This window comes from Vreelandella sp. DA03-1M, from assembly GCF_055725665.1.
On record NZ_CM146798.1, the window covers coordinates 3,725,162 to 3,751,781 of the forward strand.

The following is a 26,620-nucleotide window of genomic DNA, read 5'->3' on the forward strand; positions in this document are numbered from 1 at the left end:
GCAGGGGCGGGTTGCGTTGATTGCCGCTTATATTACAGCGTCAGCGGGTGCGTTTAGCCGAGCAGGTGCTCGACGGCTGCACGCTCTTCGCGCAGTTCTTTCTCGGTGGCTTTCATCTTCTCTTGACTGAACTCGTCAATTTCGAAGCCTTGAACAATTTCATACTTGCCACCCTGGCAACGCACTGGGTAGGAGTAGATGATGCCTTCGTCGATGCCGTAGCTGCCGTCAGAGGGAATCGCCATGCTGACGATGCCTTTGGAGCCCAGCGCCCAGTCGTGCATATGGTCGATGGCGGAAGAGGCAGCAGAAGCGGCAGAGGAAGCGCCACGTGCTTTGATGATCGCCGCGCCGCGCTGCTGCACGGTGGGGATGAAATCGTTTTCGTACCAGTCACGCTCAACCAGATCGAACGCTGCTTTGCCGTCGACTTTGCACTGGGCCAGATCCGGATACTGGGTGGCACTATGGTTGCCCCAGATGATCATGTTTTCAACGTCAGTGACGTGCTTGCCGGTTTTCTGTGCCAGCTGGGTTAGGGCGCGGTTGTGGTCCAGGCGCGTCATGGCGGTGAACTGACCAGCATCCAGATCCGGCGCGTTGCAGGAAGCGATCAGCGCGTTGGTGTTAGCCGGGTTACCCACAACCAGCACTTTCACGTCACGGCTAGCGTGGTCGTTCAGCGCTTTACCTTGTACGGAGAAGATCGCGGCGTTGGCTTCCAGCAGGTCTTTACGCTCCATGCCCGGACCACGCGGACGTGCGCCAACCAGCAGGGCGAAGTCGGCGTCTTTAAACGCGACATTCGGATCGTCGGTAGCAACGATGTCTTGTACTAGCGGGAAGGCACAGTCATTGACTTCCATTACCACGCCGTTCAGGGCGTCCATTGCCTGGGGAATTTCCAGAAGCTGGAGAATGACAGGCTGATCCGGCCCCAACATGTCGCCAGCGGCGATGCGGAAAATAAGAGAGTAGCTGATCTGACCGGCGCCGCCGGTAATCGCAATACGTACTGGATCTTTCATCATTGCTCCTTGATAGGTTCGCCTAGGGATGGTTCCTGAGGAGTGGCTCAACAGAACTCAAGACGCAAAGATGGTATGCCCAGTCGAGCAAAAACTCAATCAGACATGAGACTACTACCCATTTACCACGCTTGCCATTCGCTCAACGGCTTGCTGCTCGCTGAAAAGGCTGAGTTGCGCTATGGTATCTGCGGCTTTATGCCCTCCTTTCTTGTTTTGCTAAGGACATGGACGCTCCATGCGGAAAATCCCCTTCTCTTATGCGTTGGCTAGCTTACTGGTGCTGGTGCTGGTGCTATGGCTCGCCTTTGGTAATTTTCAGCGCTTTCAAACCAGTGCGCCGGAAGCCTCTCCCCGCAACGACACGGGGCCACGGGTCGAAATTGCGCTGCAGCGGAGTACGCCGTTTATTCCCCAACAGATCATCCAAGGCCAGTTGACCGCTGAACGCGAAACCACCCTGCGTGCCAACGTCGCAGGCTTTGTGGCCGAAAAGCCGGTGGCCCAAGGCAGCCGCGTTGAGGCGGGCGACAGGCTGCTGGTACTGGATAACGACGCCCTGCCTGAACAACTTCAGCAGGCCCGTGACGAGCTAGCGGTCGCTGAGGCGGAGTATGCCGGGGCGCGCAACCTGCGCCAGCGGGAGTTGATTTCACAGCCCGAGCTTTTGCGCCTACAGAGTTCCCTCAGCGCCAGCGCCGCGTCGGTGGCCCAACTGCAGAAGCAACTGGATGACAGCCGCCCTACTGCGCCTTTTGATGGTGTGATCGATCGCGTGCAGGTAGAGGTAGGCGACCTATTACAGCCCGGGGAAGAGTGGGCTCAGCTGGTGGATGATCGCCGTTTGAAGGGTATAGCCTGGGTGTCCCAGCAGCAGATAGGCGAATTGAGCGAGGGCTTGCCGGTCACCGCGCGACTGCTGAATGGCGACCATCTGGAAGGCGAGCTGACCTTTATCAGCCACCGTGCCGAAGAGGCCACGCGCACTTTTTACATCGAAGCCACCCTCGATAACCCGGCGGGTAAACGTCTAGCCGGTGGTAGCGCGGAACTGACGATTACGCTGCCGCCCCGCCAGGTGCACACTCTGTCGCCTGCGCTGCTTAGTTTGAACAGTGAGGGCCAACTGGCGGTCAAGCACCTGGATGAGAACGATCAGGTGCAGCAGACCGCCGTAGAACTGGTAAGCGCCGATATACAGCGCGCCTATGTGACCGGCCTACCCGACCCGCTGCGCCTCATTACGCTAGGCGCTGGCATGGTGGATGCCGGCGAAACGGTGACACCGGTGCCGGTTGAAGACGCCATTATTTCGCAACCGCAAGCCGGACAGGATAGCGTTCATGCGCCAGTTGATTAATGCGGCGCTAGACCACACCCGCACGACACTACTGCTGTTAGTGAGCCTACTGTTGGCGGGCATCACTGCTTGGCAGATGATCCCTAAAGAAGCCAATCCCGACGTCACCATCCCGATGATTTACGTTTCGCTGTCGCTAGAGGGTGTGAGTCCCGAGGATGGTGAGCGGCTGCTGATACGCCCCATGGAGCAGGAACTGCGCGGCATTGAGGGGCTGCGCAAGTTTACTGCCCAGTCCAGCGAAGGCCATGGCTCGATTACGTTGGAGTTCGACCCTGGCTTTGACCCCGATACCGCGCTAACCGACGTGCGTGATCGCGTAGATATCGCCCGCAGCGAGCTGCCTGACGAGGCCGATGAGCCACGGGTCATGGAAGTCAATGTGTCGGAATTTCCGGTGTTGACTATCGGCCTCTCCGGGCAACTGGATACCCGCGAACGCATGACGATCGCACGGCGCCTGCAGGAAGAGATCGAAGGCATCGCCGATGTACTGGAAGTGGACATCGCCGGTGAGCGGGAAGACCTGCTGGAAATTGTCGTTGATCCGCTGGTGCTTGAGAGCTATGGAGTCGATTTTGATGCGCTGTTTAATCAGGTATCGCGCAATAACCGCTTGGTCGCAGCAGGCAGTTTGGATACCGGCGCGGGACGCTTGGCATTAAAAGTCCCCGGCATTATTGAGTCCCTTGAGGATGTCATGAACATGCCGGTCAAGGTGGATGAGGATCGCGTCGTTACTTTTGGTGATGTGGCGTGGATTAACCCTACCTATAAAGAGCCGGAGGGCTTCGCCCGTATTGATGATCAGCCTGCGGTGGTGCTGGAAGTTTCCAAACGTGCCGGGGCCAATATCATCGCCACCATTGGTGCGGTGCGTGAGCGTCTGGCGGAAGCCGATGATTTATTGCCTGAGCAGCTTCGCTTCACCACAATTCTGGATGAGTCGACCACTGTTGAAAATATGCTCTCCGAGCTGCTCAACAACGTACTCACCGCCGTGGTACTGGTACTGATTGTGGTGGTCGCGGTAATGGGCTGGCGCATGGCGCTGTTGGTAGGCCTGACCATTCCCGGCGCCTTCTTGACCGGCATCCTGCTGGTGTGGGCATTTGGTTTCACGCTCAATATCGTGGTGCTGTTCGCGCTGATTCTGGTGGCGGGCATGCTAGTGGACGGCGCGATCGTGGTCAGTGAGCTTGCTGATCGCCATTTACGTGATGGTCAAACACCCCATCAGGCGTGGCTTAACGCGGCTTCGCGCATGAGCTGGCCGGTCATCGCCTCGACCGCCACTACGCTCGCGGTGTTTATTCCCCTGCTGTTCTGGCCCGGCGTGGTCGGCCAGTTTATGAAGTACCTGCCCGCCACGGTGATTTTGTGCCTTTTAGCATCCTTGGCCATGGCACTGATATTTTTGCCCACGCTGGGGCGCTTGTTTACGCGATCGGAGGCCAAACAAACAGACGCGACACATGCAGATAACAACCATGAAGAAGCGACGACGTCGTTTGGGCGGGGTTATCGCCACCTGTTGTCCAGGCTACTCAAGCACCCAGCCTGGGTACTGCTGGTGACGGTGCTGTTAATGGCGCTGCTGTATACCGGCTATGCACGCTTCAACCACGGCGTCGACTTTTTCCCCAGCGTGGAACCTGACAGCGCCCAGGTGCTGGTACGCGCCCGGGGCGATTTTTCTGCCGTCGAGACCGATGCCATCGTTCAGCGGGTGGAAGCGCAGCTATCTGGCATGAGCGAAGTGAGGGCGCTGTATGCGCGCTCGTTTGCGGTGCCCAACGAACAGATGGGCAATGACGTGATCGGCATGCTGCAGTTCCAGTTTATCGACTGGCATGAGCGCCGTCCTGCCCAGGCTATTTTGGACGATATGGCAGAGCGCGCAGGGGATATTCCCGGTATTACGCTGGAGTTTCAGGAGCAGGAGATGGGCCCTGGTGGCGGCAAACCGATTGTGCTGGAAGTGAGCGCCACGAATCCTGACGTTGCCGATGCAGGGGTTAACCAACTTACCCAGTTAATGCGCGATCTGGGTGGCTTTACCGACATTCAGGATAACCGTAGCGTGCCGGGGGTGGAGTGGCGGGTTAATGTGGATCGTGAAGCAGCGGCGCGCATGGGCACTGATGTCACCACCATTGGTAGCGCGGTGCAGCTGCTGACTACAGGCCTGCAAGTGGCGAGCTATCGCCCGCCCGAAGTCAGCGATGAGGTGGATATCCGCGTGCGTCTGCCGCAAAACTGGCGTTCGCTGGATCAGTTGGAGCGCTTGACCATCAATACCCAGCGGGGGCAGGTGCCTATCTCGCATTTTGTAACCCTGGAACCGGCCCCCAAAGTGGGCACCCTGAACCGTATCGACGGCCGCCGGGCGATTACCGTCGATGCGGATCTCGCTCCCGGTTATCTTGCCGATGAGCGCCTGCGGGCGCTGTTAGAGGCGGGTAGCGATAGCCTGCCTGATGGCTTAATGGTCAATGTGGCGGGCGAGCAGGAGGATCAGCAGGAGTCGATGCAGTTCCTGGCCAGCGCGTTCATGATCGCTATCGGTTTGATGGCGCTGATTCTGGTGACCCAATTCAACAGTTTCTATCAGGCGGGATTGGTGCTTTCGGCAATTGTCTTCTCCACCGCGGGGGTGCTGATGGGGCTGCTGATAACCGGACAGGCTTTTGGCATTGTCATGGTGGGGATGGGGGTGATTGCTCTGGCGGGCATTGTGGTTAATAACAATATCGTGTTGATCGATACCTACAACGAGCTGCGCGGGGAAGGCATGACGCCCGGCGAGGCCGCACTGGAAGCGGGCTGTTTACGCCTGCGCCCGGTGCTGTTAACGGCGATTACCACGGTTTTAGGTCTGATGCCGATGGTGCTGGGAATCAATGTCGATCTGTTTACCCCTGCCCTCGGCTTTAATGCGCCCTCCGCCCAGTGGTGGACACAAATGTCGAGCGCCATCGCTGGCGGCCTCACCTTCGGCACCGCACTCACGCTGCTGCTTACGCCTTGTATGTTGGTGATTGGAGGGAAGCTGCGTAGACATCATTAATGGCGGATAAACGTGCCATTGCCAGCCCTCATGTCATTGCAAGTGAAGCGAAGCAATCTCGGGATTGAGCTACAGCCAAAGAGATTGCCGCGTCGCTGCGCTCCTCAATGAAAGGGACTCCTCCCCTCTCGAAGCTTCAGAGAGCTACATTGATAGTTGAACCACTTCAATGCGGAGGGGAAGAGTCATGAACAAGCATAAGATAATCGGTATTGATCTGGCAAAGCGTGTTTTTCAAGTGTGTGTTGTCGACACACACTCCTCGCGTGTTCAGGTCAACAAAGAGCTTAAACGGCATCAGGTCTTGGATTTTATGCGCCGCCAACCGGCCTGTCGGGTGTTCATGGAGGCGTGCGGTGGATCGCATTATTGGGCGCGACAGCTGCAGGCCCTCGGCCATACCGTTGCCCTCATTTCGCCCCAGTTTGTGACGCCTTTTCGTAAAGGGCACAAGACAGATGCCAATGACGCCCTCGCTATTGTAGAGGCGGGTTTGCGCCCCGACATGCGCTTTGTACCACTCAAAAGCGTAGAGCAGCAGGATATTCAGAGCCTGCACCGCATTCGGGAAAGGTACATTCATCAGCGCACCCAGTTGATCAACCAGGTTCATGGGTTATTGCAGGAGTACGGGATTATCAGCGGTCGGGGGCAGAAAGCGTTAAAGCAGCGCGTCTGGCTCGCCCTGGAAGATGCCGAAAACGAGCTCTCAATGCTAATGCGTGACTTAATCGCTGAGCAAATGACGGAGCTGGATCGGCTCAATGAGCGTATTCAGTCACTGGATAAGCGGGTGGAGCAGATGAGTCACGCCGTGGGGCCTTGTCGCGAACTCCTGGCGATAGAGGGAGTGGGGCCGGTGGTCGCCACGCAGCTCTATAGCGCCCTCGGTAACGGCGACGCGTTCAAGAAAGGTCGCCAAGCGTCAGCCTATCTGGGGCTAACGCCGAAGCAACACAGTAGTGGTGGCACCGCGAGCATCAAGGGCATTGGCCGAACGGGTCAAGTCTCACTGAAAGCCGCTCTGATACGTGGCGCGCATTCGGTCATCAACACCATGGGTGACAAACAGGATGCTAAAAGTCGTTGGCTACGATCCCTGGTCGCTCGCGCTGGCAAGAACAAAGCGGCGGTCGCGTTAGCGAACAAGACAGTACGAACCGCCTGGGCGGTTCTGCATAGTGGTCAATCCTATTGTAAAGCGTTTAACGACGGTTCAGCGCTGATGGTGAGCTAAGCGGTAACACCATCAGCGCCTAAGCGCCGACAGGCGGCTACCTTGTTGCCGGGCAACGATCGATGAAAAACAGGTCAGACCGACCTTCTCGAAACCTGCTCATTGCGATGGCTGAAAAAGCCTACGCCTCGTTGAGGAGAGAAGGTGCGCGACGTTCATCAGGGTCAGGGGATAGCGTCCCCATTAAGAGACCGACTATACGCACGCATCGGCTTATGTTGTTCATCATCGGAGCTTGCAACCGGGGAGGAGTCCCTATACGCAATGACATAGAAGAGGCTCATCGCATAAGCCCCTCATTACATGGCAAGAATTAGTTAAGCAGGTGCTTTGGTGCTTTGCGGGCTGTGCGCAGCGTGTAAGCGCGCAATTAACTGGTCTTCCAATGCAAAGCGTTCGGTGAGGCCACGGGCCAGGCGATCGATCCAGGCCGGTAGCCGGGCAATATTTTGTTCGCAGCTGAGGGTTGAACCGAAGTCGGTATCGAACTCCAAGACCATCTCAGTCGACATTTCTAAACGTTCGAGCAACTTCTCTGCAATGACCAGCGCGGCCTCATCGCCGAAGGCCTGCGCCTCTTCCGACAGCTGAGGATAAATTTCAAAGTGACCAGCGCTGATATAGTCCATTAATTGCTCACTGAACGTATCAATAGGCGCTTTGCTGACGGCTTCCAGTTCAGCGTCACATGCTTCTTTCAGTTCAATAAAGCTGACTAACAGCTGACGACGCTGATCTAACCAGCGGTCAATCAAAACATGCACGCCTCCCCAGCGCTCCAGGGCATTTTTGCAATCTTCGAGCATGGGGCTTTCTCCTTAACTCACCTTTTAACTACTAATCTTTTAAGTACCAGTGCCGCTCAGGACAATGAATAGGCTTAGAGTCGCGCCTCCCACTATCGCTGTCAATCCCGGCAAGTACGGTTTCCTTGGTACTAAACGTTTATTACCCATAACGCTTTCTTCTATGGCTGATAACCAGCGTTCTCAAACAACTGGTCTTGCCACGTTTTACCTATATTTATGCTCTCATCTTCCAGCCAGCATTGCGAGCAAAGCCGCTTTACGGTCACCAAGTGTCTGCATAGAAAAGTATTTTAAACATAAACAGTTTAAGCTTGAATTTTATTAACACCTCTCCTATCTTCAGAAAAGAGCCTGCTTTCCTGTGGAGAACAAAAATGAGAATTGCCTGCCTGGGTGGAGGGCCTGCTGGCCTTTATTTCGCCATCAGTATGAAACTGCAGGACCCTTCCCATGAGATCGTGGTGTTTGAGCGTAACCGTGCAGACGATACCTTTGGCTGGGGCGTGGTGTTATCAGATGAAACCCTAGACAACCTGGCAGCCAACGACCCGGTTAGCGCAGAGCGAATTCGTGAGCATTTCGCCTATTGGGATGATATTGCAGTTGTTCATAAAGGCGTCAAAACCGTCTCCACCGGCCACGGCTTTTGCGGTATTGGCCGCCGCCAGCTGTTAATTCTGCTCCAGGAGCGCGCCCGCGAACTCGGCGTAGACATGCGTTTTGAAACCGATGCCACAGAAGACGCCATTGAACAGTACCGGCAAGAATATGACTTGGTGTTGGCGGCCGATGGCCTGAACTCCCGCACCCGCCAAACCTATGCTGAGCATTTCAAACCCGATATTGATGTGCGGGCGTGTAAATTTGTTTGGTTGGGCACGCACCAGACCTTTAACGACGCTTTCACCTTTATTTTCGAGCACACCGAGCATGGCTGGGTGTGGGCCCACGCTTACCAGTTTGATAACGATACGGCGACTTTTATTGTCGAGTGCAGTGAAGCCACCTGGCAGGCGTTTGGCTTTGGTGAGCTGAGCCAGCAGGAATCGATTGCAGTCTGCGAGCGTATTTTTGCCAAGCATCTTGATGGCCATGCGCTGATGACCAACGCCAACCATATACGCGGCTCGGCGTGGATCAACTTTCCACGGGTGCTTTGCGAGCGTTGGAGCTATGAGAATGTAGTACTGATGGGCGATGCCGCAGCGACTGCCCACTTCTCGATTGGCTCGGGCTCCAAACTCGCCCTGGAAAGCGCCATAACGCTGGCTAACTGCTTACACAGTGAAAGCAGTAGGGAAGCTGCCATCGCCCGCTACGAAGAAGACCGCCGTTTCGAGGTGCTGCGCTTACAGTCCGCGGCACGTAACTCCACCGAGTGGTTTGAGCAGGTAGAGCGCTACCTGGATCTCGACCCGGTGCAGTTCAACTACTCGTTACTGACCCGCTCCCAGCGCATCAGTCACGAAAACCTACGGGTGCGCGACCCCGAGTGGCTGGAGAGCGCCGAGCGCTGGTTTCAAACCCAGGCGGGCAATCCAGACAGCGCCCGCGCACCGATGTTTGCCCCCTACCAACTGCGAGAGATGACGCTGATTAATCGCGTCGTGGTCTCGCCCATGGCCCAGTACAAAGCCGTGGATGGCTGCCCAACCGATTGGCACTTTAGCCACTACGCCGAGCGGGCCAAAGGCGGTGCGGGACTGGTGTATACCGAAATGACCTGCGTCAGCCCCACTGGGCGTATTACCCCCGGCTGCCCAGGGCTGTACGCCCCCGAGCATGAAGTAGCCTGGAAGCGCCTGTGTGATTTTGTTCACGCGGAAACCAACGCCAAGCTGTGTGCCCAAATAGGTCACTCCGGCCCTAAAGGCTCTACCCAACTCGGCTGGCAGGAGATGGATGCCCCGCTGGCGGAGGGCAACTGGCCAATACTGTCAGCCTCTGCTCAACCTTGGGCAGCGCGCAACCAGGTGCCGAAGGCGATGGATCGCGAGGATATGGATCGCATCCGCGACGAGTTCGTCAGCGCAGCGCAAATGGCTGACCGCGCGGGCTTCGATATGATCGAGATTCACGCCGCCCACGGCTACCTGCTCTCTTCGTTTATCACACCCCTGACCAACCATCGTAACGATGAGTATGGCGGCGCTTTAGATAATCGGCTGCGTTACCCGTTGGAAGTGATCAACGCCGTGCGCCGCGTTTGGCCCGCTCATAAGCCGCTTTCGGTGCGTATTTCTGCCAACGACTGGTGCGGCGAAGAAGGCATCACCCCGGACGATGCGGTGGAAATCGCCAAACGGCTGCGCGATTCTGAGGTGGATATCGTCGATGTCTCTGCCGGGCAGACCTCGACTCAGGCAAAGCCCGTTTATGGGCGCATGTTCCAGACCCCCTTCTCTGACCGGATTCGTAACGAAGCATCGATTGCCACCATGGCGGTGGGCAATATCTATCAGGCCGACCATGTGAACTCGATTCTTATTGCTGGGCGCGCTGACTTAGTTTGTATCGCCCGCCCTCACCTGGCTGACCCTTATTGGCTACTGCACGTTGCCGCTGGCTTAGGTGACAGCGAAGTGGAGTGGCCTGCCCCCTATCGAGCAGGCGCCGATCAGTTGCAGCGCTTGGCTGAACGTGGCGAGGGTTGGATATGAATTTGACCGGCAAGAAAGCTGTGATTACCGGCGGTGGCAGCGGGATTGGTGCCGATATGGCCCTGGCCTTTGCCCAAGCGGGCGCCGAGGTCACGATTACCGGCCGCCGGGAAGCTGCCCTGCAAGCGGTCGCCGAGCAGCACGAAGGCATCCATGTCGCCGTGGTGGATGTCACCGATGAGGCCGCCATGGTGGCGCTCTTCGAGGAGTTGGGCAGCGTCGATATCGTGATCGCCAACGCCGGGGCCGCGGAAAGCGCCCCTTTCGCCAAGACCTCTTTCGAGCAGTGGCAGCACATGCTGAACGTCAACCTCAGCGGGGTGTTTCTAACCCTGCGTGAAGGACTGAAACAGCTGAACGATGGCGGCCGACTGATTGCCGTGGCTTCCACGGCTGGCCTGAAGGGCTACGCCTACGTGGGCGCTTACTGCGCGGCCAAACACGGTGTGGTGGGCCTGGTGCGTTCACTAGCGGCTGAAACCGCCACCCGCAACCTGACCGTCAATGCGCTCTGCCCCGGTTTTACCGATACACCGCTGCTGGCCGCCAGCGTCGAGAACATTGTGACCAAAACAGGTCAGTCCGCCGAACAGGCTACCGCGCACTTTCAATCTACCAACCCCACCGGACGTTTAGTCACTCCTGCTGAGGTCTCCGCTACCGCCCTATGGCTATGCGGGCCTAACAGCGGCGCGATTAACGGCCAGGCGATTTCCATCTCAGGGGGCGAAGTATGACGGCAGAAAGCTTAAGTAAAGAACGCCTGCGCTTATGGCTGCGCATGCTGCGGGTTACCCGTCAGGTGGAGTCCGAGCTGCGTGAGCGACTGCGTACCGAGCACGACTCCACACTCCCCCGCTTTGATGTCATGGCGGCCCTGTACGCCAGTGCGGAGGGCCTAAAAATGAACGAGCTCTCCAAGCGGCTGCGGGTTTCCAACGGCAATGTCACCGGCATCATCGATCGCTTGGTGGAGGATGGCGCCGTGGAACGTATTGCCATTGAGGGCGACCGTCGCGCCACGCGGGTCTGCCTGACCGGCGCTGGCCGCGAGAGCTTCAGTGCCATGGCCATTGAGCATGAGCGCTGGATCAACGCGCTGTTCGAAGGGGTGACCGAAGAGGATGCCCATCATATCGGCGAGCTGCTCCACCGCTTACCGGCTTCTCTTGACGATACCCACTAATCACTGACAGGCGAGAACAACAATATGAAGAGCATGGTTGACCTGGCCCCCGAGCACTTTATCTGGGAAATGCGTGGCGATGTCGCCGTTATTCGGCTCAATCGCCCTGAGCGCAAAAATCCGCTGACCTTTGAGAGCTACGCAGAGCTGCGCGATACCTTTCGTGATCTGGCCTACGCCGCGGATGTGCAGGCCGTGGTGTTTACCTCCAACGGCGAGAACTTCTGCTCCGGCGGCGATGTACATGAAATTATCGGCCCGCTAGTGGGCAAAGATATGAAGGGCCTGCTCGAATTCACCCGCATGACCGGGGATCTGGTCAAGGCCATGCTGAATTGCGGCAAGCCCATTATCGCCGCCGTAGACGGCATTTGTGTGGGGGCGGGGGCGATTATCGCCATGTCCTCGGATATTCGCTTTGCCACCCCTCGCGCCAGCACGGCGTTCCTGTTTACCCGGGTGGGCCTGGCGGGCTGCGATATGGGCGCCTGCGCGATTCTTCCACGCATTATCGGTCAAGGCCGCGCCGCAGACCTGCTCTACAGCGGCCGCAGCATGAGTGCCGAAGAGGGCTTCCAGTGGGGCTTCTACAACCGCGTGGTCGAGCCGGATGCCCTTGAAGAAGACGCCATTGCCTACGCCACCCGGCTGGCTCAGGGCCCGACCTTTGGCCACAGCATTACCAAGACCCAGCTAAACCAGGAGTGGTCGATGAGTCTGGAGCAGGCCATCGAATCGGAAGCCCAGGCCCAGGCAATCTGTATGCAGACCAACGATTTCGAGCGCGCCTACCACGCCTTTGTAGCCAAACAAAAACCTGAGTTTAAGGGGGACTGATGAGCGACAAGAGTTTTCTAGCGTGGCCCTTTTTTGAGGCCCAGCATCGCGAACTTTCCGAGCAGCTTGAGGCGTGGTGCCATGCTGAACTACCCCGCGATCACAGCGATGTGGATGCCACCTGTATCCAGCTAGTGCGCGACCTGGGCAAAGCGGGCTTTTTGCAAGGCACCGCTGGCGAGCATATCGATGTGCGCAGCCTGTGCCTGATCCGTGAAACCCTGGCCCGCCATGATGGCCTGGCCGATTTTTCGTTTGCCATGCAGGGGCTGGGAACCGGTGCAATCAGCCTATACGGCAGCGATGAACAGAAGCAGTGGCTGGAAAAAACCCGGCGTGGTGAAGCAATTTCCGCGTTTGCCCTGAGCGAGCCGCGCTCCGGCTCCGACGTAGCCCAACTGGATACCACCGCCGAGCGTGACGGCGATAGCTACCGGTTGAATGGCGAAAAGACCTGGATCTCTAACGGCGGCATTGCCGATATCTACACGGTCTTCGCCCGCACCGGCGAAGGGCCCGGCGCTAAAGGGCTTTCGGCCTTTTTAGTGCCTGCCGACACCCCAGGGCTGGAAATTCGTGAACGCCTGGAGTCTGTGGCACCTCACCCACTGGCGCGGCTGGGCTTCAACGACATGGCGCTGCCTGCCAGCGCGCTGATCGGCAAGCCTGGTCAGGGCTTTCGGATTGCCATGTCAGTGCTGGATGTTTTCCGCTCTACGGTTGGCGCGGCAGCGCTTGGTTTCGCCCGACGGGCGCTGGAGGAGTCGCTCACCCGCAGCCGCTCCCGGGAGCTGTTTGGCGCAACCCTTTCTGATCTGCAAATGGTGCAGGGTCACTTGGCGGATATGGCGCTAAACGTGGATGCCGCCGCCCTGCTGGTTTACCGCGCTGCCTGGACGAAAGATCAAGGCGCAGAGCGCGTCACCCGAGAAGCCGCGATGGCCAAGCTGTTTGCCACCGATCAAGCCCAGCAGGTGATCGATCAAGCCGTGCAGCTACACGGCGGCGACGGGGTGCGCAAAGGCCACATTATCGAAAGCCTCTACCGGGAAATCCGCGCGCTGCGTATTTATGAAGGCGCATCAGACGTCCAGAAAGTGGTCATCGCCCGCAGCATGCTCGCGGAAGAGTAAACAGCAAAAAGTCGAACAAGGTTTTACACCAAACAATAAAACACAACGCCAGACACCGTATCCCTGCCCCAGGGCTATCACAGTTGGAAATGACTTCTTTGAATATCTCCGTTAACGGGAGAAGAGAGCAGGTTGGAGCGAGGGTCTTTTGACAGGGATGTCAAAAGTAGCGCCCAAGGAAGGGTTCACAGCGCCCTCGCGGAAGCCTGCTCTCGAGACCAAAGCGGTGCAGATCACCATCTGAGAAAGACCTGACTTCTATATGGCTCGGGCAGGAATAAACAACGACTCTAAATACGGAGGTTGGTCATGTACATCCAGTCGGCTCATGCTGATACTTTTGCGCGGGATAACCTGCCACCCATTGATGGTCAGCCTGAGTTTCTGCTCGCGGGCTACGATTATCCTGAACGCCTGAATGCAGGCGTCGAACTGTGCGATCGGCTGCTCAACCTGGGCCACGGTGAACGGATTGCCTTAGCGGGCAATGGCCGACGGCGAACCTATCAAGAACTCACCGAGTGGACCAACCGCCTTGCCCACGTGCTGGTGGAAGACCTGAGAGTCATTCCTGGCCAGCGAGTGCTGATCCGCTCGGCCAATAACCCGGCCATGGTGGCCTGCTGGCTGGCCGCTACGAAAGCGGGCGCCGTGGTGGTCAACACCATGCCAATGCTGCGCACCAAAGAGCTGTGCCAGGTAATTGATAAAGCGGAAATCAGTCTCGCCCTCTGCGATACCCGCCTGCTCGACGAGCTGGTTGAATGCCAAGGGCAAAGCCCGGTACTCAAGCGTATTGTCGGCTTTGACGGCACCGCCAATCATGATGCGGAGCTTGATCGTTTAGCCCTCAGTAAACCCGCCACCTTTGATGCCGTGGATACCGCCGCCGACGATGTGGCGCTGCTCGGTTTTACCTCGGGCACCACCGGCTCACCTAAAGCCACCATGCATTTTCACCGTGACCTGCTGGTGATTGCCGATGGCTACGCTAAAGAGGTGCTGCAGGTAACGCCGGAGGATGTGTTCGTCGGCTCCCCCCCATTGGCGTTTACCTTCGGCCTGGGTGGATTGGCGATCTTTCCGCTGCGCTTTGGCGCCACCGCCGTGCTGCTCGAACACGCCTCCCCGCCCAACATGATGGATATCATCCGCGAGTATCAGGCCACGGTGGTATTTACTGCGCCGACGGCCTACCGGGCGATGCTCTCTGCACCCACGCGCCACGAGGATTTGAGCAGCCTGCGCGTTGCCGTCTCTGCTGGCGAAACCCTGCCCGCGCCGATCTATCATGACTGGATCAAGCAAACCGGCACACCGATACTCGACGGTATCGGTGCAACGGAAATGCTGCATATCTTTATTTCAAACCGTCTGGATGACCATCGCCCCAGCTGTACCGGTAAACCAGTGACCGGTTACGAAGCGCGTATTGTTGATGACGAGATGAATGATGTGCCTCACGGAACGGTGGGCAAACTGGCAGTACGCGGCCCCACCGGCTGCCGCTACCTGGCCGACAAGCGCCAGCAAAAGTATGTGAAGGCAGGCTGGAATATCACCGGCGATGCGTTTTATCAGGATGAGGAGGGCTACTTCCACTTCGCCGCCCGCAACGACGACATGATCGTCTCGGCGGGCTACAACATCGCGGGCCCCGAGGTGGAAGCAGCGCTGCTGGCCCACCCCGCCGTTAAAGAGTGCGCGGTGATCGGAGCGCCTAGCCAAGAACGTGGCCAAATTGTCGAGGCTTTTGTTGTTCTAAACGATGGTTTTCAGCAAGATGAAGAGTGTCAGCAAATGTTGCAAGACTTCGTGAAGCAGTCCATTGCGCCGTATAAGTACCCTCGCTCCATACGTTTTATCGAGGCACTACCTAAAACAACCACGGGTAAGGTTCAGCGCTTTCGGCTGAGCCAGGAACATTACCCCAGCGCTGGCTCTCCCTGCACCAATATAAATAGCACCAACGTATAACCCTCTAAGCAATAAAACGATTAAAAATGAGGAATGATCCATGAAAATGATATCCCGCTTTGGCCTTGGCTTACTGCTCTCCTCCAGCCTGGTAACAGCTCACGCCGACGACGTTAAAATCGGCATGATCACCACCCTGTCAGGCGGCGGTTCGCACCTGGGCGTGGACGTTCGCGATGGCTTTATGCTCGCTCTTGAGCAGTCAGGCCGCGACGATGTGGAAGTGTTGATTCAAGATGACGCTAACCGTCCTGACTTGGCGCGCAGCCTGGCCAATGAGTTTATGCAGCGTGATGAGGTCGATATTCTAACCGGCATTATCTGGTCCAACTTGGCAATGGCAGTGGTGCCTACCGTCACACGTCAGGGCACCTTCTATCTCTCCCCTAATGCCGGCCCTTCCGACCTGGCTGGCCGTATGTGCCACGAGAACTACTTCAACGTGGCCTACCAGAACGACAACCTGCACGGTGCCATGGGTGCCTACATGCGTGAACAGGGTTATGAGCGCCCGATCATCATGGCGCCCAACTACCCTGCGGGTACCGATGCGCTGGCGGGCTTCAAGCACCTTTATGAAGGTGAAGTCGTCGGTGAGCTCTACACCCAGATGGGCCAGACCGACTATGCGGCCGAAATCGCCCAGATTCGCGACAGCGATGCCGACAGTCTGTTCTTCTTCCTGCCCGGCGGCATGGGTATCTCATTCATGAAGCAGTGGGAGAGCTCCGGCGTTGATATGCCGATCTTTGGCGCCGCCTTCTCGTTTGACGAAATTCTGATCAAAGCGGTAGGCAGTGCAGCCATTGGTGCGCGCAATACCTCGCTATGGGCTTATGACCTCGAAAATGACACCAACGCCCGCTTTGTAGAGGGCTTCCAGGCCGCCTATGACCGCATGCCAACACTGTATGCAGCGCAGGGTTACGACACCGCTAACCTGATTCTCAGTGCGCTGGAAACTGCCCACCCCGATGACAAAGACGCCTTCCGCGAAGCACTGCGGGCCGCCGATTTTGATAGCGTGCGCGGCGAGTTCCGTTTTGGCCCGAACCATCACCCTATCCAGGATATTTACGTTCGTGAAGTCGTGGAAGGTGACGATGGTGAGCCTACCAATCGCCTAATTGGTATCGCGATTGAAGATATCCAGGACGTCTATTACGAGCAGTGCGAAATGTAAACTCGCCTCGGCTGGGTGCCTGCACCCAGCCATTTTTCTTCCCCTTCGTTAAGGTTAACTAACGTGTCCGTTACCCTGCTAATTGAGCAATTACTTAACGGCGTGCAGCTCGGCACGATGCTGTTTTTGATGGCCAGCGGCCTTACCTTGGTGTTCGGGGTGATGGGGCTCATCAATCTTGCCCACGGCTCTTTTTATATGGTGGGGGCCTACGCCACGGCGGCGGTCACTGCTTCAACGGGCTCTTTTTTAATTGGCCTTGGGGCTGGCATGGCTGCCGCCGCGATGGTCGGCGCGTTGGTAGAGCTGTTGGTGATCCGTCGACTGTATCACCGCCCTCACCTTGACCAGGTATTAGCGACCTTTGCACTGATACTGATTTTTTCCGAAGGCACGCGCTGGATTTTCGGTTCGTCGCCTATGCGGCTTAGTCCGCCTTCCTGGCTAACTGGGTTTGTCACCCTGCCTGGCGATACTCGCTATCCCATCTATCGGCTGATGCTGATTGGCGTAGGCATTGTTATTTCGATTGCCCTTTACGTTTTGATCTCGAAAACGCGCTTAGGCATGCGCATTCGGGCCGGTGAAAGTGACCGCGAAATGATTGGTGCGCTGGGGGTGAATATTTCAAAGCTGTATACCGTCGTGTTTGCCTTGGGCGCGGGCTTGGCAGGCTTAGCCGGTGCATTGGTCGGTGCGCTGCAGTCGGTTCAAGTAGGCATGGGCGAGCCGGTGCTGATTCTGGCCTTTGTCGTCATCGTCATAGGCGGTATCGGCTCAATCAAAGGGGCGCTACTGGGTGCCCTGCTGGTGGGCGTGGTCGATACGTTGGGGCGCGTCTACTTGCCCATCTTTTTCCGAGCGTTTATGCCACCCTCTGAGGCGACCGGGGTCGGGGCGGCACTGGCCGCGATGCTGATCTATATCCTCATGGCCGTTATTCTCGCCTTCAAGCCTAAGGGACTGTTCTCTGCCCATGACTAATAACACTTCCCTGTCGAATAGCGCGTCGCAAGGCACCACCGCTGACGCTGCGCCAGCCTCTAAAGCGGACCGCCACTTTGACCGCCAAGGGTTGGTTCAGATGACCCTACTAGGCCTGCTATTACTGCTACCGGTGGTGGCTTATTTCTCAGGCCAAATTTATTACGTCAATTTGGCCTCGCGGATCACCATTATTGCCATGGCAGCCGTCGGGCTAAACCTGGCGATTGGCTATGGGGGCATGGTGAGCTTTGGCCATGCGGCCTATTTCGGTCTAGGTGGCTACGTGGCGGGCATCAGTGCCTATCACGCTTTTGATATGACCCCTTTTATGACGTGGCCTTTCAGCGTGCCGGGCAGCGACAACTTATTAGTGATATGGCTCGCCGCTATGCTGCTGTGCGGACTGCTGGCGCTAGCCATCGGCGCTATCTCACTGCGCACTACGGGGGTCTATTTCATTATGATCACCCTCGCCTTTGCGCAGATGATTTACTACTTTGCCAACTCCTGGCCGACCTACGGCGGCGAAGATGGCCTGCCGATTTATATACGCAATACTCTTCCGGTGGTCGATAGCAGCGATGCACTCACCTATTTTCTGATCTGCTTCACCGGGCTTGTATTGGCGATGGCGATTACCTCGCGGTTGATGAAATCGCGCTTTGGGGCTGCCTTAACCATGGCACGACTTAACGATGTGCGCCTTGCCACTGCTGGGATTAGCCCCTACCCCATTCGCCTGGTGGCGTTTGTGATTTCTGCGGCAATTACCGGGCTTGCCGGTGCGCTCTATGCGGATCTAAATGGCTTTGTTAGCCCCACCATGCTCAGTTGGCACTTCTCCGGTGAACTGATGGTGATTGTGATTCTGGGCGGCGTAGGGCGCCTGTATGGCCCGCTGGCCGGTGCAGTGCTGTTTGTAATGATGGAGACATTCCTCGGAGGCGTCACCCAGTATTGGCAGCTTTTCCTCGGGTTTGTCCTGCTTGGCGTGGTGCTGTTCGCCAAACACGGGGTGATGGGTTGGTTAGCTGGGAGGGAGCGCAATGAGTGATATCGTTCTTTCACTGCAAAACCTGAATAAACGTTTTGGGGCGTTGCAGGCAACCGGTGATGTCTCGCTGGATCTTAAGCCAGGAGAAATCCACGCCCTGATTGGGCCCAATGGGGCGGGTAAATCGACGTTGATCGGCCAAATTGCCGGCAATATACGCCCGGATGAGGGCCGCGTTTTTCTAGCTGATACCGAAATCACCGGTATGAGCATTGCCCAACGCGCCCGTTTGGGGCTGGGACGTAGTTTTCAGGTCTCCTCGCTGGCTGAGCCGCTTTCGGTGATGCGCAACGTGATGATGGGCGTTCAGGCGCTGCAGAGTCATAGCTTTCGCTTCTGGAAACCCGTCGCCCGTGACCGGCACCTGCTTGAACCCGCTTATGCGGCCCTGGAGCGCATGCAGCTTAGCCATCGCGCCTGGACGCCGGTCTTTGAGCTTTCCCATGGTGAGCGCCGTCAGGTGGAAGTCGCCTGCGCATTGGCGCTCAAGCCCCGCGCCCTGTTGCTGGATGAGCCCATGGCGGGCCTTGGCCCTGAGGGTTCGGCGAAGCTGACCGAACTGCTGGAAACGCTAAAGCTGGAAGTGCCCATTTTGCTAATCGAACACGATATGGAAGCGGTGTTTCGGCTTGCCGATCGCATCTCGGTGCTGGTCTCTGGCAGCGTTATCGCCCACGGCGATAGCCAGGCGATTAGGCAGGATCCACGCGTTCGTGAAGCCTACCTGGGAGATTCTGATGCTTAAGGTTGCTGATATTGAAACGTTTTATGGCCCCTCCCAGGCGCTCTTTGGCGTCAACCTTGAGGTGAACGCCGGGGAAATGGTGGCGTTGATGGGTCGTAATGGTATGGGTAAAACCACTACCATTCGCTCGATATTTGGTCTGACGCAAGCTAGCCGCGGCACTATTGAATTTGAATCTCAAGAGATACGCCGTTTGCCCGCTTACCGCATCGCTAAGGCGGGGTTGGGCTTGGTGCCTGAAGGGCGCCGCTGCTTTCCCAATTTATCCGTACGCGAAAACCTGCTGGTCACCGCTCGCCCTGGCGAGTGGACGCTGGAAAAAGTGGCCACGCTGTTTCCTCGTTTGGAGGAGCGCCGGGCGCAAATGGCCAAAACCCTTTCTGGCGGAGAGCAGCAGATGCTGGCCATTGGCCGGGCGTTGATGACCAATCCGCGCTTGCTGGTGCTTGATGAAGCCACTGAAGGGTTGGCACCAGTAATTCGTCAGGAGATCTGGCGGGCGATTCGACTGCTCAAGGAACAGGGTCAGGCTACACTGCTGGTGGATAAGTCGCTCAGTGAAATACTGCCTATTGCTGACCGCTGCACCATCCTGGAAAAAGGCTGCACGGTGTGGGACGGCAAACCTGCCGCGCTGGACAGCGTCATTCGCGACCGATACTTGGGCGTGTAGTTGAGAATAATAATAGGGGGAAAACAATGGCGTTTACTACCCAGCGAAAAGTTCGTTTTCAGCACTGCGATCCGGCGGGAATCGTTTTTTATCCGCGCTACTTCGAGATGATTAACTCCGTGGTGGAGGACTGGTTTGAGGAGGTCTTGCACCACGACTTTAATCAGTTGCATGTGGAGAGCGGCACCGGGGTTCCCACCGCCGCTATCGATACTCAGTTTCATGCGCCTAGCCGGTTGGGCGAGCTGCTAACGTTCGAGTTGTTGGTGCAGGCGCTGGGACGTAGCAGCCTGACCCTTCAGATCACCGCTTATTGCGGTGAACAAAAACGCTTAACGAGTTGTTCCACCTTAGTGTTTATGGATTTAAGTAGCGGTAAGCCGATGCCATGGACAGAGGCAATACGCCAGCGCATTACCGTTGATAACCTATAAGGATAGCCATAATGAGTGACGCCACCTTTCATCAGCTTCTTCACCCTTCCCACTGGAAACCGGCCATTGGCTACGCTAACGGCGTGCTGGCTTCGGGCCAAACTGTGTTTGTAGGCGGCCAGATTGGCTGGAATGCCGACCAGGTATTTGAAAGTGATGACTTTGTCGTGCAAGTGAACCAGGCGCTGCAGAATATCGTGGCGATCTTGAAAGAGGCCAACGCAGGCCCGGAGCATATCGTGCGGTTAACTTGGTATGTGACGGATAAGCGGGAGTATTTGGCCCGACTTAAAGAAGTAGGCGGCGCTTATCGCGAGGTACTTGGCAAGCATTTTCCGGCGATGACGATGGTTCAGGTGGCGGGGCTGGTTGAGGATCAGGCCAAGGTAGAAATCGAAGCGACGGCGGTGATTCCAGCTCATTAAAGATAATCAAAAGTGCCTCTAGTAGAGTACAAAGAGGTGCACCGGATCGAAACAACCTTCCGCGGGGGCGCTGTGAACCCATCCCTGGGCGCTACTTTCGCCATCTGACCGCCATGGATGGCGGAAATGCCGGAATTGTTGGGAACATTTTCCGGCCATGGCGAAAGACCCCCGCTTCAGGCTGATTTCGATCCTGTATTGAGAAGCTTCGTTAGTTTTTAATCATATCTTAACGCTAGCGTGAAACCCTTTAATCCACTCAACGAAGCAGCCATCGTTTAGATAGTGCTCAAGAATCGAGAAGTGGTCTACGTTGGGAAGAAGCTGCTGAGTCACTGTTTGGCCTTGCTGGCTTAAATGCTCAGCATAGCTGCTCATCTGGCGCTCGAACTCCTCAGACTCCAGGTTCCCTGCTACCAGCTTGATAGGCGCAGGCACTCGGCACGGTAGCCATAAGGGGCTGAACTCCTGCACATCGCGCCCGCTAAGCTGAAGCTTGGGCTGCAGCCATGACCAAGGAAATGGCCGCAGGTCGTATAAACCGCTGATACAGAGCGCGCCGCGAATCAACTGGTTGGGTAAGCCAAAGGTGCCTTCCCAGTCCGTCGACATTAACATCGCGCATAAATGCCCGCCCGCCGAATGTCCCGAAATACTCAGCTGCTCAGGATCAACTTCCAACTCAGCGGCATGGCGATAAATGTAGGCCACCGCTGCTTGGCTCTGCCGCACCAGTTCGCTAAAGCGAACCTGTGGGCAGAGCGCGTAGTTGACCACCGCGACGGTGATACCGGCATTCACCAAGTCATCGACAATAAAGCTGGATTCACGATGGCTCAGCGAGCGCCAGTAGCCGCCGTGGAAGAACACATGCACCGGGGCTTTTGGATGCTCGTCATGAGATGCATCGGCATGAAAGAGATCCATGCGCTCAGCAAGCGTTGGGCCATAAGGCAGATCGAGCGTTGTGCGGTTGTTAACTCTTGATGCTTCACTGCGCTCACGCCAATCCTTTACCAACACCGCCGGGGCACGACCCATCATCGGGTCGTAGGCGCGATCGATCTCTTCTTGAGTCGCAAAATGTTGATAAAGCATGTACATCTCCTTATCGCTGACGCCCTACTAACCCCGGCTTTTCATCAACAGCATACGCAGCGGGGCGATTGCCAGAATGGCAAATCCGATCAGCGTCCAGGCGGGCAGTGATAGGCCGAGCAGCGAGAAATCGATATTGGCGCACTCGCCCGAGCCCGTTAACACCATGGCCACGACATCCTGCATGGGGAGGATGTCCATCATGTAATCAAGCCCGGGACCACAGGAAGGCACTTCATCGGCGGGCAAGCCTTGCAGCCAGACGTGACGCCCGGCGATAAAGGCACCGGTGCCTACGGCAGCCAGCGCCAGCACTGCGTAAATTACTTTACCGACCCGCCCGGCCGGGCTGTGGATGGCAGCAATGGCAAACACAATGCCCGCCGCGATGACCGCGACACGCTGGAAGATACATAGCGGGCAAGGCTCAAAGCCACCGATATGCTCCAGGCCAAGCGCCACCGCCATCATTAGAACGCAGAAGGCCAAACCGGCCAGGGCAACCGAACGATATGTATGCAGGATCATTGATGAGCCTCAGATGGCAGCGCGGACAAAGCGCGGGACTCGCGAGCCTTAGCGAAATAGGCCTCTAGAAACGCTTCAAAGGTTTCCTTATCAGCGGCTTCAATATCGCGCTGCTGCTGGTGCGAGGTTTCAATCAGTTGAGCAAGTAGCGCTTCACGGCTGCGCTGCATCGGTTCTGCTTTCAGCTGCTCCGCCTGCTCCTGGGCCAGGCTAAGCATTAAATCACTTAGCGAGCCGCCGTTCGCTTTGAGACGTTCGAGCACCTGGGCTGATGGCGTTAGCGAAGGGTCCGCTAGGCGTGGAGCGAGCTCTGCCAGTGCGTCAGCATGAGGGCTGCCCTCTTCGACGGCATCTAACAGGCGGGCGACTTCCCCCATCTCGGCGAATATTTGTTCGCCCCACTCACGCACCGACGTCGTTTCACCGTGATTAAACAGCTTAAGCTCAGGGTCGCGGCCACGCTCGACTACCCAGCGACGGTTGTCGTCCAAGCGGTCACACTCTTCATCGGAGATCCACGGGCTGTCGCTGAGCAGGCACCACATCAAGAAAGTATCCACAAAGCGCATCTGCGTTTCCGTTACGCCAAGTGGATCAAAAGGATTTAGATCCAAACAGCGAACTTCGATGTACTCCACACCACGGGCTTCGAGGGCCTGGCTAGGGGTTTCGTTGTGCTTGGCGACACGCTTGGGGCGAATATCGCTGTAGTACTCGTTTTCGATCTGCAGAATATTGGCGTTTAGCTGCCGCCATTCGCCATCGACATTAACACCCATTTTTTCGTAGTCAGGCCACGGCGAAGAGATCGCGTGGCGTAGGGTGTTAACGTAATTCGAGAGCGAGTTAAAACAGATTTTGAGCTGCGACTGCACCTTGTTCTGATAGCCCAAATCGGACATACGTAGCGTCGTCGCGTAGGGCGCAAAATAGGTGTCGTCGCTGAGTGACTGCAGCTTTTCAGGCACTTTTTTGTCGTCAGGCAAAAAGCTTTTATCGATGGCCGGTGAAGCGCCGAAAAGATACAGCAACAGCCAGCTATGGCGGCGGAAGTGACGGATCATGCCGAAATAGCGGGTAGAGCGGTAATCGTTAAACGGGATATTGGTGGCTTTTTCCATTTCGCGCAGGGCGTGCCACATATCATCCGGCAGCGATACGTTGTAGTGAACGCCGGCAATCGCCTGCATGATGCGGCCGTAGCGCATGTCTAGCCCTTTGCGGTAAACATGCTTCATGGTGCCCACATTGGAGCAGCCGTAGTCGGCAATCGGCACGCTGTCATTGCCTGAGAGCCGTGACGGCATGCTGCCGGGCCAGATCCACTCATTTTCTAAGTGGTGATAAGTAAAGGTATGCAGGTCAGATAAAAAGCAAAGCGCTTCACCCGGCTGCGAGTATACCGGCGTGATGTACTCAAGCAGCGACTCAGAGTAATCGGTGGTGATATGCGGGTGGGTTAACTTGGAGCCCAGCGCGTGCGGGTGCGGCGTTTGGGCAATGTGACCATTGGCATCAACCCGCAGCCCCTCTTTTTCAAGCCCACGACGCAGGCGGCCCAACCGACCAAGGCGCGCACTGGGAATCAGGCGCTCGACTTGCGCGGTCAGCGCAGATGGCACAGTGAGTGGTTCAGGCAAGGTGAACACTCCTTGTCAGTAAAGCCCGCTGTGAGCGGGCCTTGGTGTAGTCAGGTGGCATCGCCATCATCGCTGTCTCAAAATAGACAACAGGATATGGCGGCAACCGTGGTTTTTTCAAGGCGCGCGACTATTTGCCGCCGCGTGCTTTTAGCAACGCAGCACCGAGTGCGCCCATGGGCGCTTCCGCTTCGGCAGATTTAGCACTATTGCGCTGCCCCCGAGAATGCTTACGGTTAGCGCTGGGTTGATCTTTAGGGGAGCCATTGTCCTTATTAGCGTTTTCGGCCTCCGGCTGGTCATCCAGACGCATGGATAGCCCAACCCGCTTGCGGGGAATATCGATGCTCATGACTTTCACCGTCACAATATCCCCCGCCTTTACCACGCTGCGCGGGTCGTCAATAAAGCGATCCGATAGTGCTGAGATATGCACCAGGCCATCCTGATGGACACCGATATCCACAAAAGCACCAAAGTGTGTCACGTTGGTGACCGTGCCTTCGAGCACCATTGAGGGCTTAAGATCGTTAAGTGTTTCGACACCTTCGCGGAACTCGGCGGCTTTAAATTCCGGGCGCGGATCGCGGCCAGGCTTATCCAGCTCTTTCAAGATATCGCTCACCGTGGGCACACCAAAGCGCTCATCGGCAAAGTCGGCAGGCTTTAACGCTTTTAGCGCAACGCTGTCGCCGATCAAACCGCGAACTTCCCGGCCGCTCTGCTTGGCGATCCGCTCTACCAAAGGGTAGGCCTCAGGGTGAACGGCGCTGCCATCCAGGGGATTGTCAGCGTTATGTATGCGCAAGAAACCGGCGCACTGCTCAAAGGTTTTCGCGCCCAGCCGGCTCACTTCTAACAGCTCTTTACGGCTCTTGAAGGCACCCTTGACGTTGCGCTGAGCAACGATATTTTCAGCCAACGCAGCACTTAATCCAGCCACCCGTGAAAGCAGTGCACTGGAGGCGGTGTTCAGATCGACGCCGACGGCGTTTACACAGTCTTCAATCACGACTTCCAAGCTACGTGATAGCTGTACCTGGGAAACATCGTGCTGATACTGACCCACACCGATGGATTTGGGTTCGATTTTCACCAGCTCGGCCAGCGGGTCTTGGAGACGACGGCCGATGGAGACAGCGCCACGAACGGTAACGTCGAGATCCGGCATTTCTCGTGAAGCGTACTCGGACGCAGAGTAAACCGACGCTCCCGCCTCCGAGACCATCACTTTGCTTAAGCGATAGTCAGGCGCCAGGGCTTTAAGCAACTCGCCCGCCAGCTTATCGGTTTCGCGGCTGGCAGTGCCATTACCCACGGCAATGAGTTGCACGCCATGCTGCTTCGCTAATTTAGCTAGCACGCTGAGAGACTCGTCCCAGCGGTTTTGTGGCGCGTGCGGGTAGATTGTGGTGTGGTCGACAAACTGCCCGGTGGCATCGATCACCGCGACCTTACAGCCGGTGCGTTGACCGGGATCGATAGCAAGCGTCACTTTCTGCCCCGCCGGTGCGGCTAGCAGCAGGTCTTTTAGATTTGCCGCGAACACTTCAATGGCGGTGAGCTCTGCCTGTTCACGTAAGCGACCCAATAGCTCGGTTTCAAGCGCAGTGTAGAGCTTCACGCGCCAGGTCCAGCGTACGACTTCGGCTAACCATTTATCCGCTGCACGACCCTGGTCGCTAATACCAAACTGCTTGGCAATCGCTAACTGGGCAGGATGAATAGGGGCGTCGTCTTCGCCGGGTAGACGAATCGACAGACTCAATACGCCTTCGTTACGGGCACGGAACATTGCCAAAGCGCGGTGAGAAGGCGCTTTGGCGAGCTTTTCGTCATGCTCGAAGTAGTCGGAGAACTTGGCGCCCTCCTGCTGCTTGCCTTCCAGCACGCGGGCGCTGAGTTCGCCCTCTTGCCAAAGCCGTTCACGCAGTTGACCGATCAGTTCGGGGTCTTCGGCGAAGCGCTCCATTAGAATCTGCTTGGCGCCATCCAGGGCGGCCTTGGCATCCTCAATGGCGGGAATATCACCCTCTGCCGGTCGCAGGCACTTTTCTGCTTCGCTTTCTGGAGTAAGCGTTGGATCGGCTAGCAGCGCATCGGCCAGTGATTCGAGCCCCGCCTCGCGGGCAATCTGCGCTTTGGTACGACGCTTCTTTTTGAAGGGCAGGTATAAATCTTCCAGTCGCTGCTTTGTTTCAGCAGCGTCAATGCTCGCTTTCAGCGGGCCGTCCAGCTTGCCCTGCTCATCGATGGCGGCGATCACGGTGGCACGGCGCTCTTCCAGCTCGCGCAGATAGCGCAGGCGTTCATCTAACTGACGCAGTTGAATATCGTCCAGCGCGCCGGTGACTTCTTTACGGTAACGGGCAATAAACGGCACGGTGGCGCCGCCATCCAGTAGCTCCACCGTGGCGGATACTTGCTCGGGACGAACGCCTAGCTCAGTCGCTAGGCGGGAAATAATACGCTGATTGACATCCATAAATTGCAACTAACTCATGCAGCATTTTTAAGTGACAACAAGGTATCACAAACGCGTCACGGCTGGCATGG

The 26,620-nt window shown here is 56.9% G+C and carries 22 protein-coding genes; 16 read left to right on the plus strand and 6 right to left on the minus strand.

Going from position 1 to position 26,620, the window contains the following annotated elements; all coding sequences use genetic code 11:
* Positions 1 to 53: 53 nt before the first annotated feature.
* Entirely contained in the window at positions 54 to 1,028 is a 975-nt protein-coding gene (locus tag ACXUPB_RS17415) for a malate dehydrogenase (RefSeq protein ID WP_022519687.1), read from the minus strand.
* Between the two features lie 238 nt (positions 1,029 to 1,266).
* On the opposite strand from ACXUPB_RS17415, the gene ACXUPB_RS17420 reads away from it, so the two are divergent.
* From ACXUPB_RS17420 to ACXUPB_RS17430, 3 genes are all read left to right on the plus strand, one after another.
* Complete coding sequence (locus ACXUPB_RS17420) at positions 1,267 to 2,388, plus strand: efflux RND transporter periplasmic adaptor subunit (protein ID WP_472953654.1); 1,122 nt, start codon at positions 1,267 to 1,269, stop codon at positions 2,386 to 2,388.
* A complete protein-coding gene (locus ACXUPB_RS17425) occupies positions 2,372 to 5,458 on the plus strand; it encodes an efflux RND transporter permease subunit (RefSeq protein ID WP_472953656.1) in 3,087 nt (1,028 codons plus the stop codon). Before ACXUPB_RS17420 ends, ACXUPB_RS17425 begins: the two co-directional genes overlap by 17 nt.
* A 187-nt stretch (positions 5,459 to 5,645) precedes the next feature.
* Entirely contained in the window at positions 5,646 to 6,695 is a 1,050-nt protein-coding gene (locus ACXUPB_RS17430; RefSeq protein ID WP_350359475.1) for an IS110 family RNA-guided transposase, read from the plus strand.
* A gap of 317 nt (positions 6,696 to 7,012) precedes the next feature.
* Here the strand turns inward: ACXUPB_RS17430 and rsd are convergent, their stop codons facing one another.
* Positions 7,013 to 7,501, minus strand: a complete 489-nt coding sequence (rsd, locus tag ACXUPB_RS17435; RefSeq protein ID WP_179917031.1) for a sigma D regulator — start codon at positions 7,499 to 7,501, stop codon at positions 7,013 to 7,015.
* A gap of 377 nt (positions 7,502 to 7,878) precedes the next feature.
* On the opposite strand from rsd, the gene ACXUPB_RS17440 reads away from it, so the two are divergent.
* From ACXUPB_RS17440 to ACXUPB_RS17500, 13 genes are all read left to right on the plus strand, one after another.
* The gene (locus tag ACXUPB_RS17440) at positions 7,879 to 10,164 is read left to right on the plus strand and encodes a bifunctional salicylyl-CoA 5-hydroxylase/oxidoreductase (protein WP_179917030.1); all 2,286 of its coding nucleotides are present in this window, start codon (positions 7,879 to 7,881) and stop codon (positions 10,162 to 10,164) included.
* Positions 10,161 to 10,901, plus strand: a complete 741-nt coding sequence (locus ACXUPB_RS17445; RefSeq protein ID WP_179917029.1) for an SDR family NAD(P)-dependent oxidoreductase — start codon at positions 10,161 to 10,163, stop codon at positions 10,899 to 10,901. The genes ACXUPB_RS17440 and ACXUPB_RS17445 overlap by 4 nt, the downstream gene beginning before the upstream one ends.
* On the plus strand, positions 10,898 to 11,350 hold the full coding sequence (locus ACXUPB_RS17450; protein WP_179917028.1) for a MarR family winged helix-turn-helix transcriptional regulator: 453 nt from the start codon (positions 10,898 to 10,900) through the stop codon (positions 11,348 to 11,350). The genes ACXUPB_RS17445 and ACXUPB_RS17450 overlap by 4 nt, the downstream gene beginning before the upstream one ends.
* Before the next feature lie 24 nt (positions 11,351 to 11,374).
* Positions 11,375 to 12,187, plus strand: coding sequence for an enoyl-CoA hydratase family protein (locus ACXUPB_RS17455; protein ID WP_179917027.1), 813 nt, complete (start codon positions 11,375 to 11,377; stop codon positions 12,185 to 12,187).
* Positions 12,187 to 13,320 (plus strand): acyl-CoA dehydrogenase family protein, encoded by a 1,134-nt coding sequence (locus tag ACXUPB_RS17460; protein WP_472953661.1) that lies wholly within the window; start codon positions 12,187 to 12,189, stop codon positions 13,318 to 13,320. Before ACXUPB_RS17455 ends, ACXUPB_RS17460 begins: the two co-directional genes overlap by 1 nt.
* Before the next feature lie 309 nt (positions 13,321 to 13,629).
* Entirely contained in the window at positions 13,630 to 15,297 is a 1,668-nt protein-coding gene (locus ACXUPB_RS17465) for a benzoate-CoA ligase family protein (protein WP_472953663.1), read from the plus strand.
* 40 nt (positions 15,298 to 15,337) lie between these two features.
* The gene (locus tag ACXUPB_RS17470) at positions 15,338 to 16,480 is read left to right on the plus strand and encodes an ABC transporter substrate-binding protein (protein WP_472953665.1); all 1,143 of its coding nucleotides are present in this window, start codon (positions 15,338 to 15,340) and stop codon (positions 16,478 to 16,480) included.
* 63 nt (positions 16,481 to 16,543) lie between these two features.
* The gene (locus ACXUPB_RS17475) at positions 16,544 to 17,464 is read left to right on the plus strand and encodes a branched-chain amino acid ABC transporter permease (RefSeq protein WP_335598287.1); all 921 of its coding nucleotides are present in this window, start codon (positions 16,544 to 16,546) and stop codon (positions 17,462 to 17,464) included.
* A complete protein-coding gene (locus ACXUPB_RS17480) occupies positions 17,457 to 18,521 on the plus strand; it encodes a branched-chain amino acid ABC transporter permease (RefSeq protein WP_472953667.1) in 1,065 nt (354 codons plus the stop codon). Before ACXUPB_RS17475 ends, ACXUPB_RS17480 begins: the two co-directional genes overlap by 8 nt.
* The gene (locus ACXUPB_RS17485) at positions 18,514 to 19,266 is read left to right on the plus strand and encodes an ABC transporter ATP-binding protein (protein ID WP_035577882.1); all 753 of its coding nucleotides are present in this window, start codon (positions 18,514 to 18,516) and stop codon (positions 19,264 to 19,266) included. The genes ACXUPB_RS17480 and ACXUPB_RS17485 overlap by 8 nt, the downstream gene beginning before the upstream one ends.
* Positions 19,259 to 19,939 (plus strand): ABC transporter ATP-binding protein, encoded by a 681-nt coding sequence (locus ACXUPB_RS17490; protein ID WP_472953669.1) that lies wholly within the window; start codon positions 19,259 to 19,261, stop codon positions 19,937 to 19,939. Before ACXUPB_RS17485 ends, ACXUPB_RS17490 begins: the two co-directional genes overlap by 8 nt.
* Before the next feature lie 26 nt (positions 19,940 to 19,965).
* On the plus strand, positions 19,966 to 20,373 hold the full coding sequence (locus ACXUPB_RS17495; RefSeq protein ID WP_472953671.1) for an acyl-CoA thioesterase: 408 nt from the start codon (positions 19,966 to 19,968) through the stop codon (positions 20,371 to 20,373).
* A gap of 11 nt (positions 20,374 to 20,384) precedes the next feature.
* Positions 20,385 to 20,798, plus strand: coding sequence for a RidA family protein (locus ACXUPB_RS17500; protein ID WP_472953672.1), 414 nt, complete (start codon positions 20,385 to 20,387; stop codon positions 20,796 to 20,798).
* A 222-nt stretch (positions 20,799 to 21,020) separates the two neighbouring features.
* On the opposite strand, the gene ACXUPB_RS17505 is transcribed toward ACXUPB_RS17500, so the two are convergent.
* From ACXUPB_RS17505 to ACXUPB_RS17520, 4 genes are all read right to left on the minus strand, one after another.
* Positions 21,021 to 21,896, minus strand: coding sequence for an alpha/beta hydrolase (locus ACXUPB_RS17505; protein ID WP_472953674.1), 876 nt, complete (start codon positions 21,894 to 21,896; stop codon positions 21,021 to 21,023).
* 27 nt (positions 21,897 to 21,923) lie between these two features.
* On the minus strand, positions 21,924 to 22,424 hold the full coding sequence (locus ACXUPB_RS17510) for a disulfide bond formation protein B (protein WP_008957649.1): 501 nt from the start codon (positions 22,422 to 22,424) through the stop codon (positions 21,924 to 21,926).
* Positions 22,421 to 24,064, minus strand: a complete 1,644-nt coding sequence (gene gshA, locus ACXUPB_RS17515; RefSeq protein ID WP_472953676.1) for a glutamate--cysteine ligase — start codon at positions 24,062 to 24,064, stop codon at positions 22,421 to 22,423. Before gshA ends, ACXUPB_RS17510 begins: the two co-directional genes overlap by 4 nt.
* Positions 24,065 to 24,194: 130 nt before the next feature.
* The gene (locus ACXUPB_RS17520; protein WP_472953678.1) at positions 24,195 to 26,549 is read right to left on the minus strand and encodes a Tex family protein; all 2,355 of its coding nucleotides are present in this window, start codon (positions 26,547 to 26,549) and stop codon (positions 24,195 to 24,197) included.
* Positions 26,550 to 26,620: the final 71 nt, after the last annotated feature.